Annotated in this window: 23 protein-coding genes; 8 read left to right on the forward strand and 15 right to left on the reverse strand. The window is 37.2% G+C overall.

Going from position 1 to position 16176, the window contains the following annotated elements; genetic code table 11:
- Positions 1-8: 8 nt before the first annotated feature.
- The 8 genes from ACW2QC_RS08375 to mntA form a co-directional block, all read right to left on the reverse strand.
- Positions 9-143, reverse strand: a complete 135-nt coding sequence (locus ACW2QC_RS08375; RefSeq protein ID WP_457543519.1) for a hypothetical protein — start codon at positions 141-143, stop codon at positions 9-11.
- A gap of 122 nt (positions 144-265) precedes the next feature.
- Positions 266-499 (reverse strand): molybdopterin converting factor subunit 1, encoded by a 234-nt coding sequence (gene moaD, locus ACW2QC_RS08380; RefSeq protein ID WP_457543520.1) that lies wholly within the window; start codon positions 497-499, stop codon positions 266-268.
- Positions 492-965, reverse strand: a complete 474-nt coding sequence (locus tag ACW2QC_RS08385) for a molybdenum cofactor biosynthesis protein MoaE (RefSeq protein WP_457543521.1) — start codon at positions 963-965, stop codon at positions 492-494. The genes moaD and ACW2QC_RS08385 overlap by 8 nt, the downstream gene beginning before the upstream one ends.
- 10 nt (positions 966-975) lie before the next feature.
- Positions 976-1467 (reverse strand): molybdopterin-guanine dinucleotide biosynthesis protein B, encoded by a 492-nt coding sequence (mobB, locus tag ACW2QC_RS08390; RefSeq protein WP_457543522.1) that lies wholly within the window; start codon positions 1465-1467, stop codon positions 976-978.
- A 74-nt stretch (positions 1468-1541) separates the two neighbouring features.
- Complete coding sequence (locus tag ACW2QC_RS08395; RefSeq protein WP_106498037.1) at positions 1542-1853, reverse strand: metal-sulfur cluster assembly factor; 312 nt, start codon at positions 1851-1853, stop codon at positions 1542-1544.
- Positions 1854-1940: 87 nt separating this feature from the next.
- The gene (gene yjfP / locus ACW2QC_RS08400) at positions 1941-2702 is read right to left on the reverse strand and encodes an esterase (protein WP_457543591.1); all 762 of its coding nucleotides are present in this window, start codon (positions 2700-2702) and stop codon (positions 1941-1943) included.
- Between the two features lie 80 nt (positions 2703-2782).
- Positions 2783-3187 carry a type VII toxin-antitoxin system HepT family RNase toxin gene (gene hepT / locus ACW2QC_RS08405; protein ID WP_457543523.1) on the reverse strand — a complete coding sequence of 135 codons (405 nt, stop codon included), beginning with the start codon at positions 3185-3187 and terminating at the stop codon, positions 2783-2785.
- On the reverse strand, positions 3177-3584 hold the full coding sequence (gene mntA / locus ACW2QC_RS08410) for a type VII toxin-antitoxin system MntA family adenylyltransferase antitoxin (protein WP_457543524.1): 408 nt from the start codon (positions 3582-3584) through the stop codon (positions 3177-3179). Before mntA ends, hepT begins: the two co-directional genes overlap by 11 nt.
- 159 nt (positions 3585-3743) lie before the next feature.
- Between mntA and ACW2QC_RS08415 the strand changes: the two genes are divergently transcribed.
- From ACW2QC_RS08415 to ACW2QC_RS08430, 4 genes are all read left to right on the forward strand, one after another.
- Positions 3744-4577: a Cof-type HAD-IIB family hydrolase gene (locus ACW2QC_RS08415; protein ID WP_457543525.1), complete on the forward strand. Its 834-nt coding sequence runs from the start codon at positions 3744-3746 to the stop codon at positions 4575-4577.
- A 100-nt stretch (positions 4578-4677) separates the two neighbouring features.
- Entirely contained in the window at positions 4678-4827 is a 150-nt protein-coding gene (locus ACW2QC_RS08420; RefSeq protein ID WP_199794697.1) for a hypothetical protein, read from the forward strand.
- Positions 4828-5022: a DUF3813 family protein gene (locus tag ACW2QC_RS08425; RefSeq protein ID WP_457543526.1), complete on the forward strand. Its 195-nt coding sequence runs from the start codon at positions 4828-4830 to the stop codon at positions 5020-5022.
- A 184-nt stretch (positions 5023-5206) separates the two neighbouring features.
- Entirely contained in the window at positions 5207-5476 is a 270-nt protein-coding gene (locus ACW2QC_RS08430; protein WP_457543527.1) for a NifU N-terminal domain-containing protein, read from the forward strand.
- Positions 5477-5514: 38 nt separating this feature from the next.
- Here ACW2QC_RS08430 and ACW2QC_RS08435 read toward each other — a convergent pair whose 3' ends face one another.
- Together ACW2QC_RS08435 and ACW2QC_RS08440 are read right to left on the reverse strand one after the other, a co-directional pair.
- Positions 5515-5952: a hypothetical protein gene (locus tag ACW2QC_RS08435; protein ID WP_457543528.1), complete on the reverse strand. Its 438-nt coding sequence runs from the start codon at positions 5950-5952 to the stop codon at positions 5515-5517.
- Positions 5953-5973: 21 nt separating this feature from the next.
- On the reverse strand, positions 5974-6819 hold the full coding sequence (locus ACW2QC_RS08440; protein WP_457543529.1) for a YitT family protein: 846 nt from the start codon (positions 6817-6819) through the stop codon (positions 5974-5976).
- Positions 6820-6951: 132 nt separating this feature from the next.
- On the opposite strand from ACW2QC_RS08440, the gene ACW2QC_RS08445 reads away from it, so the two are divergent.
- The 3 genes from ACW2QC_RS08445 (at position 6952) to yppF (ending at position 9495) form a co-directional block, all read left to right on the forward strand.
- Complete coding sequence (locus ACW2QC_RS08445) at positions 6952-7812, forward strand: DegV family protein (RefSeq protein WP_457543530.1); 861 nt, start codon at positions 6952-6954, stop codon at positions 7810-7812.
- 182 nt (positions 7813-7994) lie between these two features.
- Positions 7995-9224 carry a hypothetical protein gene (locus ACW2QC_RS08450; protein ID WP_457543531.1) on the forward strand — a complete coding sequence of 410 codons (1230 nt, stop codon included), beginning with the start codon at positions 7995-7997 and terminating at the stop codon, positions 9222-9224.
- 82 nt (positions 9225-9306) lie between these two features.
- On the forward strand, positions 9307-9495 hold the full coding sequence (gene yppF / locus ACW2QC_RS08455) for a YppF family protein (protein ID WP_457543532.1): 189 nt from the start codon (positions 9307-9309) through the stop codon (positions 9493-9495).
- Between the two features lie 100 nt (positions 9496-9595).
- On the opposite strand, the gene ACW2QC_RS08460 is transcribed toward yppF, so the two are convergent.
- The 4 genes from ACW2QC_RS08460 to ACW2QC_RS08475 form a co-directional block, all read right to left on the reverse strand.
- The gene (locus ACW2QC_RS08460) at positions 9596-11071 is read right to left on the reverse strand and encodes an alpha-amylase family glycosyl hydrolase (protein WP_457543533.1); all 1476 of its coding nucleotides are present in this window, start codon (positions 11069-11071) and stop codon (positions 9596-9598) included.
- Between the two features lie 192 nt (positions 11072-11263).
- A complete protein-coding gene (locus ACW2QC_RS08465) occupies positions 11264-12271 on the reverse strand; it encodes an NAD(P)/FAD-dependent oxidoreductase (protein ID WP_457543592.1) in 1008 nt (335 codons plus the stop codon).
- An 89-nt stretch (positions 12272-12360) separates the two neighbouring features.
- A complete protein-coding gene (locus ACW2QC_RS08470) occupies positions 12361-13383 on the reverse strand; it encodes a FecCD family ABC transporter permease (protein WP_457543534.1) in 1023 nt (340 codons plus the stop codon).
- Positions 13380-14396 (reverse strand): FecCD family ABC transporter permease, encoded by a 1017-nt coding sequence (locus ACW2QC_RS08475; RefSeq protein ID WP_457543535.1) that lies wholly within the window; start codon positions 14394-14396, stop codon positions 13380-13382. Before ACW2QC_RS08475 ends, ACW2QC_RS08470 begins: the two co-directional genes overlap by 4 nt.
- A gap of 189 nt (positions 14397-14585) precedes the next feature.
- Here ACW2QC_RS08475 and ACW2QC_RS08480 point away from each other — a divergent pair, with 189 nt between their 5' ends.
- The gene (locus ACW2QC_RS08480; protein WP_457543536.1) at positions 14586-15554 is read left to right on the forward strand and encodes an ABC transporter substrate-binding protein; all 969 of its coding nucleotides are present in this window, start codon (positions 14586-14588) and stop codon (positions 15552-15554) included.
- A gap of 62 nt (positions 15555-15616) precedes the next feature.
- On the opposite strand, the gene ACW2QC_RS08485 is transcribed toward ACW2QC_RS08480, so the two are convergent.
- A complete protein-coding gene (locus ACW2QC_RS08485) occupies positions 15617-15979 on the reverse strand; it encodes a YisL family protein (RefSeq protein WP_457543537.1) in 363 nt (120 codons plus the stop codon).
- Positions 15980-16176: the final 197 nt, after the last annotated feature.

Genomic DNA, 16176 nt, shown 5'->3' on the forward strand with positions numbered 1-16176 from the left:
GCTTTATGCTACATTTTTATAAACGTTTCAAACTGCAATGTTACAGTAGCTACAAGTTTTCCCTTTTTAAATGCCCCGAAATGAATACTATTTTTATTCTCTAGTTTATTGGCTGTTTCATGAATAGGGTTTTTCTTACTCATATGTGGTCACAAATGCCTCCGGGCTATCTTGTAAAGCCTCTACACATAAACTTCTATACGCTTGAGCATCAGCGCCATTCAACGTTCTCATATCCATCCGACCCCGTCCCCCCCCGTTAGAATCAGCCGCCACTTACCGGTGGAATAAACGCCACCACATCACCACTGGAAACCTTGGCATCCTCTGTTGCATATTCCTCATTAATGGCTACCATTGCATTGTCGATTGTATCCAGCTCATAAGTTGTTACTAGCTTCTCTTTCAGTTCTTTCACTGTAGTGATATTGGCTTCAACAGAAATTTTCTCGCTACCAACCACTTCCTGCAGCTCAGCAAAAAATAATACATCAATCATTGCGCATTTCCTCCTTACTAGGCAATTTGTCTTGGTAGGATGTCTTCTCTTTCTGATCACCAATCCACTTTGTCCCATCTTCCCAATGTTCTTTTTTCCAAATCGGCACAATTTCTTTAATTCGTTCAATTGCATACCTGCTTGCTTCAAAGGAATCATTTCGATGTGGGGTTGAGACAGCGATTGCGACAGCGATATCCGTTATTTCTAATCGGCCAATTCGATGTACGATGGCAGTTTTAGCATCAGGCCATTTTTCATCAATTTCTGCACCGATTTGAGCAAGCTTCTTCTCAGCCATTGCAACATACGCTTGGTACTCTAAATATAACGTTCGCTTGCCTTTCGTAAACTCACGAACGGTTCCAATAAATGTATTAATCGCCCCGGCCTCAGCACGAACAACTTTGGTGATACAATCATTTAACTGGATTGGTTGATCGGTAATCCAAAAGTTCTTTTCCATCCTTACACCTTCAGTCTAGTATGTATTCAGCTAGTTGGGTTAAATATGAATCCATTTTTGTAATTGGGAATGTTGGATATCCCACATTTTCCAGTAAGTTCTCATCCCATGAACCTACTGCGATTATATTGGAAAGGTCGTTTAAAAGCGCTTTGTCCTCTTCTCTATTTATTAAAACAAGTTTAGGAAAATCAGCTGTTTTAAACCCTTCGATAAATAAAATATCAATTGACATTCGTTCATATAAACGGAAAACTTCTTCTATTTTAATTTTGTTAAAGGTCAATTGTGTTGTCGTTTCACCTTGTACACCACTAATGTGGGAACCTGCTGTGAAGTGTTGGTAGCTATCCGTTGATTTTACCATGTCCGGCTCCCCACCATGTCCATGATGTTTAAACGATCCGACTTTTTTATTTTCACTTGAAAAATAATGGATAAGCTCGTTCATTACTGTTGTTTTACCAGAATTTTTATAACCGACAATTTGACATATTTGCATCTGTTTCCCTCATTTTTCCAAAACTAAAAAAGGCCGATCCATGACAATGAATCAACCTCATTAAAAAAACTTGATCAATCTGGAATACCTAACGCAATTTTTGCATAACGTGACATTTTATCTTTGCCCCAAGGTGGGTTCCATACAATGTTAACATCTATTTCTTTTATTTCTGGAATATCTGAAAGTGCACGTTTTATGTCAGCTTCGATATGTGCTGAAAGTGGACAGCCCATAGCTGTAAGTGTCATCGTAACGGTGCAAAGACCAGCATCATCCAAGTCCACACCATAGATAAGACCAAGATTGACAATATCAATGCCTAGTTCAGGGTCAATAACGTTTTCAAGTGCACCTAGTATATTATCCTGTAACGCTTCCTCCATGCCAATACCTCCCTAACTATTTCATACTTATATTTAAACATATTTTCCGGTTTTTTAAAATGATTTACCTCACACTTTGCACGCTTTCTACAAATGCTTATCAAACCATTTTACTGTTTCTAAGATCGCATAGCGGCTCACCTTGTGATCACGGTTCGCTTCCTTAAGAAAACGGATATTTTCTTGATTGGTATACTGATGTTTCACGTCGTCATAGAATGTGTAGGAATGATCGAACGGAACAACAGAATCATTTTCCCCGTGCCAAAATAGTAATGGTCGGCCAGCAAGCTTCTCCGGTTGTTTAGATAAATCATACGCTTTAAGTTCTTCATATAATTGATCAATTTCTTCATCTGTTACAGGTAAATTTCCCATGCGCTTAAAGCTATTTACCAATGTTTTGGCATAGGTAGTGATTTTCGGTGAACCCATTAGAACCGCAGCCGCTTTTATCCATGGATATTGGGTTAAAGCGGCTGAAGTAGTTATTCCGCCCATACTCGTTCCTGCAATTCCAATACGGCCATCTTGCAAAAGCCCTTCCTGATCAAGTACATCCCTGATTTCTTTTAATTCCTTTACATTTCGCATTACGATGTCCCAAAAGGAGACCTGCTTTTTAATTGCCGAAATCTCGATTTCACGCTCGCCATGGTATTCGCTGTCTGGCAATACAACCCGATACCCTTTCTCAGCTAACAAATAGGCCAATGGCAAATTATGTTCCTTTGCACTTGTGAAACCGTGGAAATATGTAACAACAGGCAACGCTTTTTTCCCTTTTTCAGAATCAACGACAACTAACGCGGGAATTGTCTTAAATTCTTTATGATAAATCCCAATCATGTTAAAAGATCCTCTCGTAAAAAATAATGTATAATTCATCATAGTATTAATTCCCAGCTTTTTGCAACTAACACGATGATTTAATACTTCATAATAACTTGGGTATACTTCGAAAAGTCTTCTAAATGTTCATCCAATATTTTTTGTAAAATAGTTAAGTTAATTTCTTGATAATCGTGAACTGCAATATTTCTAAAACCAACCATTGCTTTCATTTTTTGAGCAAGAGATGAAGTAATAATGCCTTCTGTCTGTATAAATGAAAACGCATCTCTGCTGTTTTGTGGGAGTCCTAATTGTTTTTCCGAGACAATATACATAGCTAAATCGATACTCGCCTCACACGCTCTTTGCAAGTTTAAAATGATCGAATCTTGTTTGGTAAAGTTGGTTAAATTGATGGGATTATCTTTATATTCGTCATGAATTCGCTTTATACATCGTTCAATTATGGCCACTTTATTTAGTATAACGTCATTTTCCATAAACGGACCCACTCTCATTAACTTTTTGAAGTATTTCTGCCCGTTCTTCATTTAACTTTGCATACATTTTCAAGGTCTTCATAGTATACTTCGCCTTTTTTAATTCATCTGTACAATATATAACTTTTCCTGTATCAATAATTTGCGCTTGAAAAACAGTACTGGCTTTGTTCAAATCAATCAGATCGACATCTTGATGGAGTGTTGCCGCTAACTCTTGTGCAACTATGAATAAATCATATGCATCTAGTTCTGTAGAATCATTCAAGAAAGCGATATCAATATCACTTTCACGATGAGCGGTGCCATTAACAGTGGAACCAAAAAGGATAATTAAAAACGGAGATACCTTCTCCCTCAGCAAATCAATAATCGTTTGTTCCACATTTAATCTCAATAGAAACACCTCCATATTTGCGATTACCCTAATTATACAAAACGTAGCCTAAATTTACACCGATTATTCCTTCATTTACAAACATTTCATACATATGCCATCTTCCCCTTTACTTTCTTCTGATTCGCTTATAAACTAAAGGAATACGAGGTGAATTTGATGGAAAATAAACGGCATTTAATTGCTCTGGATTTAGATGGTACGCTATTGACAGACAAAAAAGAAATCAGTCCACGCACAAAACAAACAGTATTAAAAGCAATGGAAGAAGGTCATATTGTTGTCATTTCAACAGGCAGACCACATAGGGCAAGCATTAATTATTACAATGAACTTGGATTGCGTACACCGATGGTCAATTTTAATGGAGCACTTATCCACCATCCATACGATGACAAATGGGACGTGTTGCACAATCCAATGTCAAAAAGAACTGCCCTTAAAATTATTGATGCAAGTTATCAAATTGGCGTAAATAATATTTTGGCCGAAGTACAAGATAATATTTATCTTGATAAATATGATGAAGAAATTTTGGAAATATTTCATACAACCCAAAACGATCCACCGTTTACCATTGGAAGTTTAAAAAATGAATTGAATGATGATCCAACTTCATTACTCATTCATCCAAAAAAGGACCACATTCAGGAATTAAGGAACCATTTAGATGACTACCACGCGGAATTAATTGAACACCGTAAATGGGGCGCACCATGGAATATTATTGAAATTGTAAAAAAAGGCATGAACAAAGCAATTGGCCTGCAAAAAGTCGCGCAATATTATGATATCCCGCAAGATCAAATTATTGCATTTGGTGATGAGGACAATGATTTTGAAATGATTGAATATGCAGGTGTCGGGGTTGCAATGGGAAATGCGATTGATGAATTAAAATCGCTTGCAAATTACGTGACAGATACAAATGAGCAAGATGGAATTGGTACATTTTTAGAAAATTATTTAAGACTTGAAGTAAAAGCTATCTAATTTTGCCGGCATTTACCTTCAATATTTGAAAGGATTCCATCCATACTATAAGTGAACGTAAATTAAATTGCGTTCACTTATTTTGTTGGGAGGAATCATCATGGGGAAGCGAAGTAAGTCAAAACGATTTACTCAACAAGGTTCTGATTCAGTTAAAAAACACGCTGAACGATTTCCATACAGATCACGTTTTTCAGATGTGGAACGGAAACAAGAGGAAGCCGACAATCATACAGTAGGAGGGTTTTAATTGGAAAATAATCTTTTTCAACAAGCAAAATCCGCTGTAAATCGCTTAACCAATGCTCAAGGTAATCCAAGTGCTCAAGAGAAACAAGCTGCACAAAATGCTATCCAACAAGCATATTCAAATTCTACCGCAGAAGAGCAGCAGCATTTGAAACAACTTGAGCAAACACTCAAACAAAAAAACCAATTGAGTTAACCTCCAACAATAAAAAAGCTTGTCATAGTCAATAACTAATTCATTAACAATGATGAAACAGTATCGCTATGCTGAGTAGTTTCCCCCGTCAATATGGCGGGGGATTTTAATTATAATTTCTTTCTTATTGGAACCATTTCTGCTATTATGTATATAAGTAGGTAAAATTAGGAGGAATTACAAAATGGGATTACGAGCTGAAGCTACACCAAATCCAAACGCACTAAAATTCTCAACCGATAAATTAATTTTTGAAGGTACCGCTAGCATTTCCGTCATGCCTGGGGATACAAGTGAACATGCAATACTTAATGATTTAATGCAACTAGAAGGCGTTGATAATGTCTTTGGATACCAAAATTTCATTACCGTTAATAAACAATTTGACGTTGAATGGGACGACCTCCAGCCAAAAGTAGAAAACGTATTTGAAAAACACGGTTATTCGAATTAAATAGCACATGTTAAAAGACAGCACAGGGCTGTCTTTTATCATTCCACAACAACATCAACTGGTATATAATTTGGATTAACCATTTCGCCCGCTTCATTTTTTACATAAAACGTAAATAGTGGGACTTGTTCTTTTGTTTCGGCATCTTTTGGTTGATCTATTTCCAGTTCGAAAGCCCCCCATCCAGCTTCATCTGTATCCAATTTCACTTTCGTTTCATCGACAACAACTTTTTCTCCATATTTTAACGTGAAGTAAAACACATCATCGCTTGCTGTTGCATTTCCTTTTACGAGGATTTTTCCATCTGGTGTCGTTATATCGATATTGTTAAATTGTACAGAAACTGCTTCCTCATCTGTTGATGTTACATCATTGTCAGCTTTTGGTTCTGGTTTTGTTTCCTGCTCATCCTGGCCACTACATCCTGCCAATAGAAGCGTTGCAATAAAAAGAAATACGTATTTTTTCACCATAGATTTCCCCTAACCATTTATTTAATTATCCCGTCTAAAGAATCCGAAAATACCCGTTGTCTGCACAATATTTGTAAATGCATTCGGATCGATTTCCGAAATGATTTTTTCCAAATCATATAATTCGTAACGCGTTATGACAAGATAAAGCATATTTTTATCTTCATTTGTATAAGCACCTTTTGCAGGTAAAATGGTAATTCCCCGCACCATTTTATTATGGATTGCCCGGTGCAGTTCATCCGCTTTTCGAGTAATGACCATCGCTGTAATCTTTTCATGGCGAGTATGAATAGCATCGATTACACGTGTTGTTACATAGAGCGTCACCATTGTGTAAAGCGCGTTTTCCGGTTCATAGAGCACACCAGCCAACGCAATAATGATAGCATTTAATAGGAGAAAATAAGTTCCAATTGGTCTATCCTTCATGCGAGAAAGTACCATTGCAACAATATCCATACCACCTGTTGATGCACCTAATTTCAATGTAATCCCAACACCTATCCCTGCAATGACACCGCCAAATACCGCGTTCAGAATAATATCTTCAGATAAATGAATAACAGGCAATACCTCAAGAAATAGCGTTGTAAAAACAACTGAAATAGCACTATAAACGGTAAAACCCTTTCCCACTTTGATCCATCCTAAAATGGCAACTGGAATATTTAGTAAGAATAGTAAAACACCAGTGCTGATTCCTATACCAAGAAAGTCATTAAATACACTTGATATAAGCTGTGCAGCCCCAGTAAACCCGCTGGCATAAACATTTGCACCAATAAGAAAGAAATTTAGAGAAATGGCCCCTAACAAGGAACCAAAAATAACAATTACAATACGTTTAGCCTCAAATAAAAACATAAGTACCTCCCTCTTAAGCTGCTGGCTATTATTCCATTTTTAAAAATAATAAAGAAATATACTTTGACTAACCACCTTGATAGCTATAAACTAAAAGAAAGAAAAGTTTATTATAGAATGCAGGTGACAGAAATGAATGTAAAGATTCTTGCCGATTCAGCATGTGATCTATCAGAACAACATTATAACGAATTTGACATTGAAATGGTATCATTAACCGTTCATTTAGACGAAAAAGATTACAAAGATGGAAAAGAAATTTCGCCAAAAACTATTTATGATGCCATGCGTCAGGGAAAAAGCCCAAAAACATCACAAGTTTCCCCACAATCCTTTAAAACTATTTTTACATCGTATGCAGATGCAAATCAACCCTTAATTTATTTTGCATTCTCCTCTGAATTATCTGGTACATATCAAGCAGCAAAGATGATCGAACAAGAAATTAAGGAGGAAAATCCTGATGCCCCCATCCATGTTGTCGACACAAAATGCGCATCAGTTGGTTATGGTCTGGTTGTACTCCGGGCTGCACAATTATCGAAAAATGGGGCAAGCACAGAGGAAATTTTAGCAACTGGAGCATACGTTGCAGCACACATGGAACATATTTTTACTGTGGATAATTTGGAATACCTTTATCGCGGGGGACGGGTCAGTAAAACAGCTGCATTCGTTGGTTCCTTATTAAAAATCAAACCGATACTACATGTAGATGACGGCAAATTGATTCCTCTTGAAAAGATCCGAGGATCCAAAAAATTACTTGGACGGATCGTCGAAATTATGGGAGAACGTGGTACGGACTTAGAAAATCAAGTCATTGGTATTAGCCATGGAGATGATATAGAAAGAGCTGAAAAGTTGGCCGACATGATTAAACAGAAATTCAACCCGAAAGATATTGTTATTGAAATGGTTGGATCTGTTATCGGTGCTCATTCCGGTCCAGGTACGATTGCATTGTTTTTTTTGAATGAAAACGATAAATAACCATTTTAAAAAAGAGGCTGTCCGCGTGGGCAGCCTCTTCTTTAAACCAGTTGCTCCACCTAATAATTTCTAAATTCGACATAAATATGTTATATTTTTTTGACATTAAACGGATAACTATTGCAACTTCCCTCCTGTTCTAGGATGATAGAAGAAGTTAACTTACAGGAGGCGAGAGCGGAATGCCACGACTCTTTGTTCACTTTACGTTTTTATTATTATTACTAACAGCTTTATCAGGGTTATGGATGCGATCTTTTCCGCTTTATCCAAAGATGGAACTAGCATATACAAATGTTATGCACGGGCACTCCCATTTAGCCATATTAGGTTGGGCATTTTTAGGCGTGCTTATTATATTTCTAACACTTTTTTGGAAATCTATTAGGCAGAAGACAGAGGCAATTTACCTAACAATCATACTTTTTATAACATCTGTTTCGATGTTTGTTGCATTCCTTTATCAAGGCTATGGATTGTATTCGATTATTATATCCAGCCTGCACATACTTACAGAGTATTGGGCAGCTATTTTTATCTATCGACACATAAAATCATACAAGAATTTTTCCAAGACAGGATTATTGTTTATCGAGGGTTCCTTGTTTGCATTAATCATCTCATCAATCGGTCCTTTTTCACTCGGATTCATTGCTGCAAACGGGTTGAGGAATAGCCATCTTTTTGACATGGCTATATACTTTTACTTACATTTTCAATACAATGGTTGGCTTTATTTGTCTTTAATTGGATTACTTATTTTCTTGTTACATCGAAAACAAATTCCGTTTAATCAGTCCATGTTAAAAGCTGGATTCTGGTTTTATTTTCTCTCTTTATTCCCAGGTTATTTTCTATCGATTCTTTGGGCTGATTTAGGGAGTTATAGTAACATCCTTGCGACAATTGGTAGTATTGGTCAATGGATTGGTGCCATTTGTGTAGTCATTGCCTTCAAGGGGATTTGGGTGTATTTATACAAAAAGTTTCATGAGGCCACGATTATATGCCTCTGGATCACCTTTTTCTTATTGGTAGTAAAAAGCACTATGGAGTTAGGGTTAATCTCGCCAACAATGGCCAGTCTTGTCTATGAAACGAGAAGTATTATTATTGGTTACTTACATTTTACATTGTTAGGATTCGTTAGTATCTTTATACTGACACAATTTCAATTAACCAATATTATCAACATCCAAAATAAGGTCACACAAGCAGGACTACTATTCTTTTTTATTGGCTTTCTACTAAATGAGTTCTTTTTATTTGGAGATGGATTGGCTCGCTGGTGTGGGTTTGGCACGATGCCGTATCTTTCACAGGGGTTGTTAGGTGCAAGCGTCTTGTTGTTTCTAAGCATTTTAGTCATTTGGACCTCCACTATGTTTCAAAAAGTACATCATAATGCATGAAATAATTAGCTCCATCATATATTTTTAAAACCAATGTTTATTAGGACAAGTTGTTTCAAAAAATAGGTGAAGGAGAGTGACTATGCAGTTAAATGAACTGATTAAGGGATACGAACAAGATCGCAAACAAGCGTACGAGTCGATCAATCAGCTATTGGACTTTTATCAAAAAAAATATATCGCTGGAGAAATTGACATCACTTCTTATCAAGAAATCTTTAATATTTTACATGAAAAAGGGGCAAAATCATCACATGAATATGCTCTGTAAAAGTTTCGTTCTTAGAAAACTCGGTATTCGTTTATAGCGGATGCCTAGTTTTTTCTATACTAATCCTATTTAAAGTGCAAAGAAAAAGAAGCCAAAAAACTTAATGGCTTCTTTTTCTTTGTTTTATACTTAAATAGACAACTCCAAAAATAAATACTACAAATATACCAACTATCATTGCGATGAATGGCCAGTTTAAACCTTTATCTGGTTCTGCCACATATATCTCTACTGATTCACGGTCAATTCCGATCTTATACTTTCCATTTTCATCTGCGCGAACAATATTATCACCTAATAAACCAGTCAACTGCATGCCATCAGGTACAGCTTTAGTAGTAACAGCCTTTGTTCCTGTATCATTATTTATTGCGATAAATATTGTTGTATCTTCGTCAAAACGTTTAAACACACTCATCGCTCCAGTTGATCCGATGAATTCAAAGTCGCCGTATGCTAATACAGGGAACTGCGAGCGAATGGTCGCGATTTTATTAAAGTAGTTTTGTAGGTCCTGATCTTTATTATTAAATTGGACTAATCGCTGTACCTCTTCCTGTGTTTCGCCATCCATTGGAATTGCAGAACCCTGGTAGACTACTGGCACGCCGGGTGTTGTATACATATAAGCGAGCGCTAGCTTCCAAGTTGTTAGAGGGTTTTGTCCATTTTCAACGATTTTCCTAGTAAAACGCTTGGTAAACTTATCGTCAATCGACAATAAGCCTGTTCTTTTCCCGGACTCTTCCCATACTTGATAAATCTCCTCAGGTGGTGTACCAATATCCGTTAGAACACTTGACAACGTTGCTTTCATCGTGGAATTTTCAATCAATGGAATGCCAGTATGTAAATAGTCATCTGTTACATCTTCTTCCTTTAGGACGCTGCCGGTTAAATAGATATCCGGTTTGACGCTCTTTACATGATCAACGAATTCATTTAAAAACGAAATTGGCGTTTGCTCAATTGCATGCACATTATAGCCGTCAATATTTGCCTCTTCAAGCCAATAATCAGCAGCCTTAAATAGCATGTTTTTCACTTCCGAATTTTTGACATTCAATGTTACTGCTTGATCTAACCACAATGTGTCTGTCACTGTAGTTGGAATTATTTTATCAGGATCATCTGCGAATGGATGTGACGGTGCAACATAATTCGGCACAAATTCAAGCATAACCTTCATATCACGCTTGTGTGCCTCGTTCACCAATGTCTTTAAATCATCCAATGTTCCAAACTGCTCTTCTACTTTAAAAAAGTCCTTAATCCAGTAGCCATGATATCCATCAGGTGCATTTTTCATAATTGAGGATAAGGAAATAGTCGTAAAACCTAGCTCTTTAATATAGTCTAGCTTATTTGTAATCCCCTCAATGTCCCCGCCATGATATGCTGCTGGATCATCAACGTTTACCTGATCACCAAGTTGTTGATCTCCATTGTTAAACCGGTCAACAAAAATAGAATAGATCATTTCTTCATTGATGGATTCCTCTTCTTCCGCATGTATCGGATTAATCCCACTGAACAAAAGAGTGATAATAAATATAACTGATAATAACTTTTTCATACATTTTTTCCTCCAAAATAGTAGTTGCCTAGTACTATTATTACCTATTTCAAGCATTAGTCAACGATCACCATTATATTGTTGAAATTCCTTCATAAAATGAAAATTGAGAACGTGCAGGGATTTTGCGCATTTGGACAAGAAAAATTTGCTAAAAATAATGGCTGTATCCCCCTCATTAGGGATAACAGCCTAATTGTCAAACGTATCCATATTCGTTGAAAACAGTGCTTTTAGTTCCTCATTCGGTGCAATATGCTGTTTCGCATTATTTATTGCAATCGGTCCTTCATTAAAGCCCCCAGCAATTAAATGCAGTTTGTTTGGGTAGTTGGCAATATCACCAACAGCAAAAATTCCTGGAATAGACGTCTGCATCGTGCTGTCAACCTTCATTGTTCCGTCAGCCATGTCACAACCCCACGCGGCAATAGGCCCTAAATCAATCTCGAATCCATGATTAACGATAAGATCATCAAGTGGTATCATCCGCTGTTCACCCGATTCTATATGTTCGATGGTTATTTTCGAAATCGTTTTGCCGTCCCCAATTAAATTTACTATTTTGTAAGGGGTGAAGAGTTTAACTGTCGAATTTTTCATTTGTGATACATTGCTCTCCATCCCTGAAAATGCATCTTTTCGATAAATCAGCGATACTTCATCCGCAATTGGTTCCAACTCATTTGCCCAATCAATTGCCGTATTCCCACCACCAGTTAACACAACTTTCTTTCCACGAAACTTTTCGCGTTCACGCACAAAATAGTGTAAATTCGCTTGTTCGTAATTTCGTGCTTCAGGTAAGTCCAACTTCATTGTTTTTAACATACCAAATCCTGTTGCTAAAATGATCGTCCGAGTATAGTGTTCTTCCCCATTATGCGTGCGTACGATGAAATTTCCATCATCTAATCTTTTTAATGTCGTTACTTGTTGACCAAGCACAATTGTTGGATCAAACGTTTTCGCTTGTTCAACTAATTGTGTTGTCAAATCTTCTCCGGTTATTTTGGCAATTCCACCAATATCCCGAATGATTTTTTCCGGGTAAAAATAAGGTACCTTTCCACCAAGAAATGGAAGATATTCGATTATCTTTGTTTTCATTTCTCGCATACCACTATAAAATGTGGTAAATAAACCAACTGGTCCCCCACCGATAATAGTTACATCATATAGTTCTAACTGTTTATTTATCGTAAACCCTCCTCACTAACTTGTCCCGGATCAGACCAAACGATGCTATTCTAAAGGTTGTTCACATCGTTTATTGCTTTTGTCTACTTTTATTTCGTTTTCATCAATAAATACACGAAATAAGGTGTACTAAGAATAGCGACAACAACACCGACTGGAATTTCAGTTGGGGCAAGGACATTTTTACCAATCACATCCGCTACCATCAGTAATAATGCGCCAATCAACGTTGAAACAGGAATGATCCGTTGATGTGTTGGTCCGACAATTCTTCTCGCAATATGTGGGACAACCAGACCAAGAAAGGCAATCCCTCCTCCCGCAGCGACGCATGCCCCAGCAAGCGCTACTGCAAGCAATAATAAGATTCGTCGTTCGTGCTCTACTTTTGACCCGAGACCCGATGCAATGTCATCACCCAAATTCAGCACATTCAAACTATGGGCTTTATGTAGTGTAAAAGGAATCAAAATTAAAATCCACGGTAACAAAGCATACACAAAACTCCAATTTGCATTCCATATATCACCAGCAAGCCAAACAGTTGCCTGACGAAAGTCTTGTGGATCCATTTTCAATTGAAAAATGATTAATGCTGCACTAAACGCGGCATTAACTCCAATTCCCACCAAAATTAACCGTACAGGATTAACGCCGTCTTTCCATGCCAATGTATAGATTAGAAATGCTGCAAAAACCGCACCAACTAGAGCAAATAATGGCATGATAAACGCCGAGACGGAACTTTCCACATTTATAGCATCCTGGAAAAAGTAGATAAATAACACAACCGCAAGACCCGCACCCGTGTTAATTCCCAATATACCAGGATCAGCAAGTTCATTTTGGGTTACACCTTGTAAAATGACACCTGATACGGCAAGACCTGCACCAATCAATAGAGCTAAAACAATCCCAGGTAAACGAAAATCAAACAGAACCAATTCCTGCCTTTCAGTTCCGTTACCAGCGAGTGTTTTTATTACTTCAAGTGGTGCTATTTTAATAACGCCTGTACTTAAACTAACAAAAAACATTGCAATAATTAGCAAGACTAATAACACCATTACAGCTTGGAAGCTTTTTCGTTTTATCGATTTCTCTGATGTCATGATTTAGCCCCTCCATTGCCTCGTGCCAAATATAAAAAGAATGGAACACCAATAAGTGATGTTATGGCCCCAACAGGTGTTTCAAACGGAGCATTAACCAACCGTGCGGTCACGTCAGATAACACTAGCAAAAGTGCTCCAAACAATGCTGATGATGGTATGATCCAGCGGTAATCTGTGCCCATAATAAATCTAGTTATATGGGGGATAATTAAGCCAACAAATGCAACTGTTCCTGCAATAGATACAGCTGCGCCGGTCAACACCAATACGGCTACAATACCAATAATCTTAGTAACAAGGTTGTTTTGTCCCAAACCAGTTGAGACATCTTCACCTAAACTAAGCAGTGTAATCGATCTGGAAATGGCTAAAGCCAAAAACAGACCCACCCCACCAGAAATAAGCAAAATAAAAACTGATGTCCAATCCGTTCCAGCCAATCCTCCGGCAAACCAAAAACTCATTTGTTTCTCAAGTTGAAAATGGAGGGAAATGACAGAAGAAAGAGAACTAAGTAGCGTGCCTATCGCTACACCCGCCAACGCTAATTTAACAGGTGTTAATCCACTTGTCGAAAAGGATCCAACCATAAAAACGAGTACTACTGCAATGCCTGCACCCACGAAGGATGCGACTGTAAATCCAAAGTTACTTGCTCCTGGGAAAAATGCGAGCATGACAACAAGTGTAAATGCCGCACCATCCGTTACCCCCATAATTGACGGAGATGCTAAGGGATTACGTGTCAATCCTTGCATGATCGCACCTGATACTGCTAGAAACGCACCAACTAATGCCGCACTAATGGCGCGCGGCAAACGCAATTCCTGGATAACCTGATGTTCTGTAATATTCGTATTGAAATGAAAAACGGCTTGCCAAACAGTCGAAAGATTAATGTCGACAGCCCCATATGAAACAGATAATCCAATCGAAATAATTAAAACGATTAATGCAATAATAATAATACTACTTTTTAATAAAGTTGATTTTTTAATAAGTGTTACCATCCTATTCCCCTGACTTCACCAATTGTACGAAATAAACCGATTAAGAATCATTATCAATTAAAAGTATAATCGTAATCGTCTTGCACTGCAATGATATTTGTTTAATCTATTTGACAAATAATTGACATTACAATTGAAAATGATTATCATTACCGTTAGATCATAACTTTTAAAAAAGGAGAATTACATATGTTTGCTAAAACAAAATCAAGTATTCTGGCAATGAGTATTATTTTCATCCTAACAATATTAATGTCGGCATGTGGAAATGATGACTCAGATAAATCAACCGATGAATCCAACTCAGAATCAGACAGCAACACAGAGGTAACCCTTGACAGTAAAATGGGTGAAGTAACGATTCCAGGAGACATTGAAAACGTTATCGCTCCCTATCATGAAGATGCCCTTTTAGCATTAGGGATAACACCCGTTACCAAATGGTCAATTGGAGAAAGCATCCAAAATTATTTAGAATCTGATCTAAAAGACGTGCCAAAAATTGAATGGAATCTTCCACAAGAACAAGTGCTTGAACAAAATCCAGATTTAATCATACTCGAAAGTAATCTTGACAGTTATGATGGAAGCTATGAAGATTATCAAAAAATCGCACCTACCTATGTTATGACGGAAGAAGTCAGTAACGATTGGCGGAAGCAAATAGAAACGTTTGGGAAATTATTTGGGAAAGAATCCAAGGCTGACGAGGTTCTCAATCAATACGACCAAAAAGTTTCCGATGCCAAAGAGAAGTTAAACGAAACAATAGGCGACGAAACCGTTGCACTTATTTGGTCCATGGGAGATCAATTTTATCTATTCGAACATGACCGCCATATAGCGGAAGTGGTATATTCCCAACTTGAGATAAACCAACCAGCATTGGTTGAAAACTTAGGTAATGCTGATACAGCACAATGGAACCCTATTTCAGTAGAGAAGTTATCTGAACTTCAAGCAGACCATGTGTTTTTACTTGCTGAAGAAGGAGAACAAGGAATCGACACGTTAAAAAATAGTAGCGTATGGCAGAGCACTCCTGCTGCCAAAAATGATCATGTCTATGTTATGAACGATCCAAGTCATTGGACGAACAAAGGATTAATTGCATCGGAAAAAACCATTGATGCCGTAGTAGACGCACTAACGAAATAAAAAAAGGGTCTGTTCCCAACCACGCTAAGGCGATAAAGCAGTGGGGAATAGACCCTTTTTATTTATGCAAGTCCAAGGTGCAGACGGCCAAAACCGAGTATCATTGTTAGCAATACAGCTATTATCAACTGAATCCACCAGCTCTTCGTTGGCTCTTCTCTGCCCGTTTTTAAACTAATCATTTCCATTGCAAAGATTGCCCAGATACCGGCAAGACCTTTAAAAATTGCTTCTCCCATCTGCGGTGCACCAAAATAATTAGCAAGTAATGATCCACCCGAATATAGAATCAGTAAATAATCCAAGCGAAGAATCATTTGTACAATTTTTGCACCTTTTGCTTTTCCTGTTTTATGTAGAATGACAACAATAATAAACAGGATAAATGCAAGCGCCCACGCTGTTACATGTAAATGTGTATTCATTTAAGTACCTCCTATTATTTCCTAAATCATTTTTCCAACTATACATTGCAATAAAACTATCATATCACGTTCCACCTATAAATTCATTTGAAATTTATATGAACATTTTTTACAGGGAGGAAAAATATACTGAAAACTGCTATAATAAGAATTGTGCTTTATTTGTGTTTTTATGAAAAAGTACAAATAAAAAATAG

It is taken from the genome of Virgibacillus sp. FSP13, assembly GCF_054048505.1.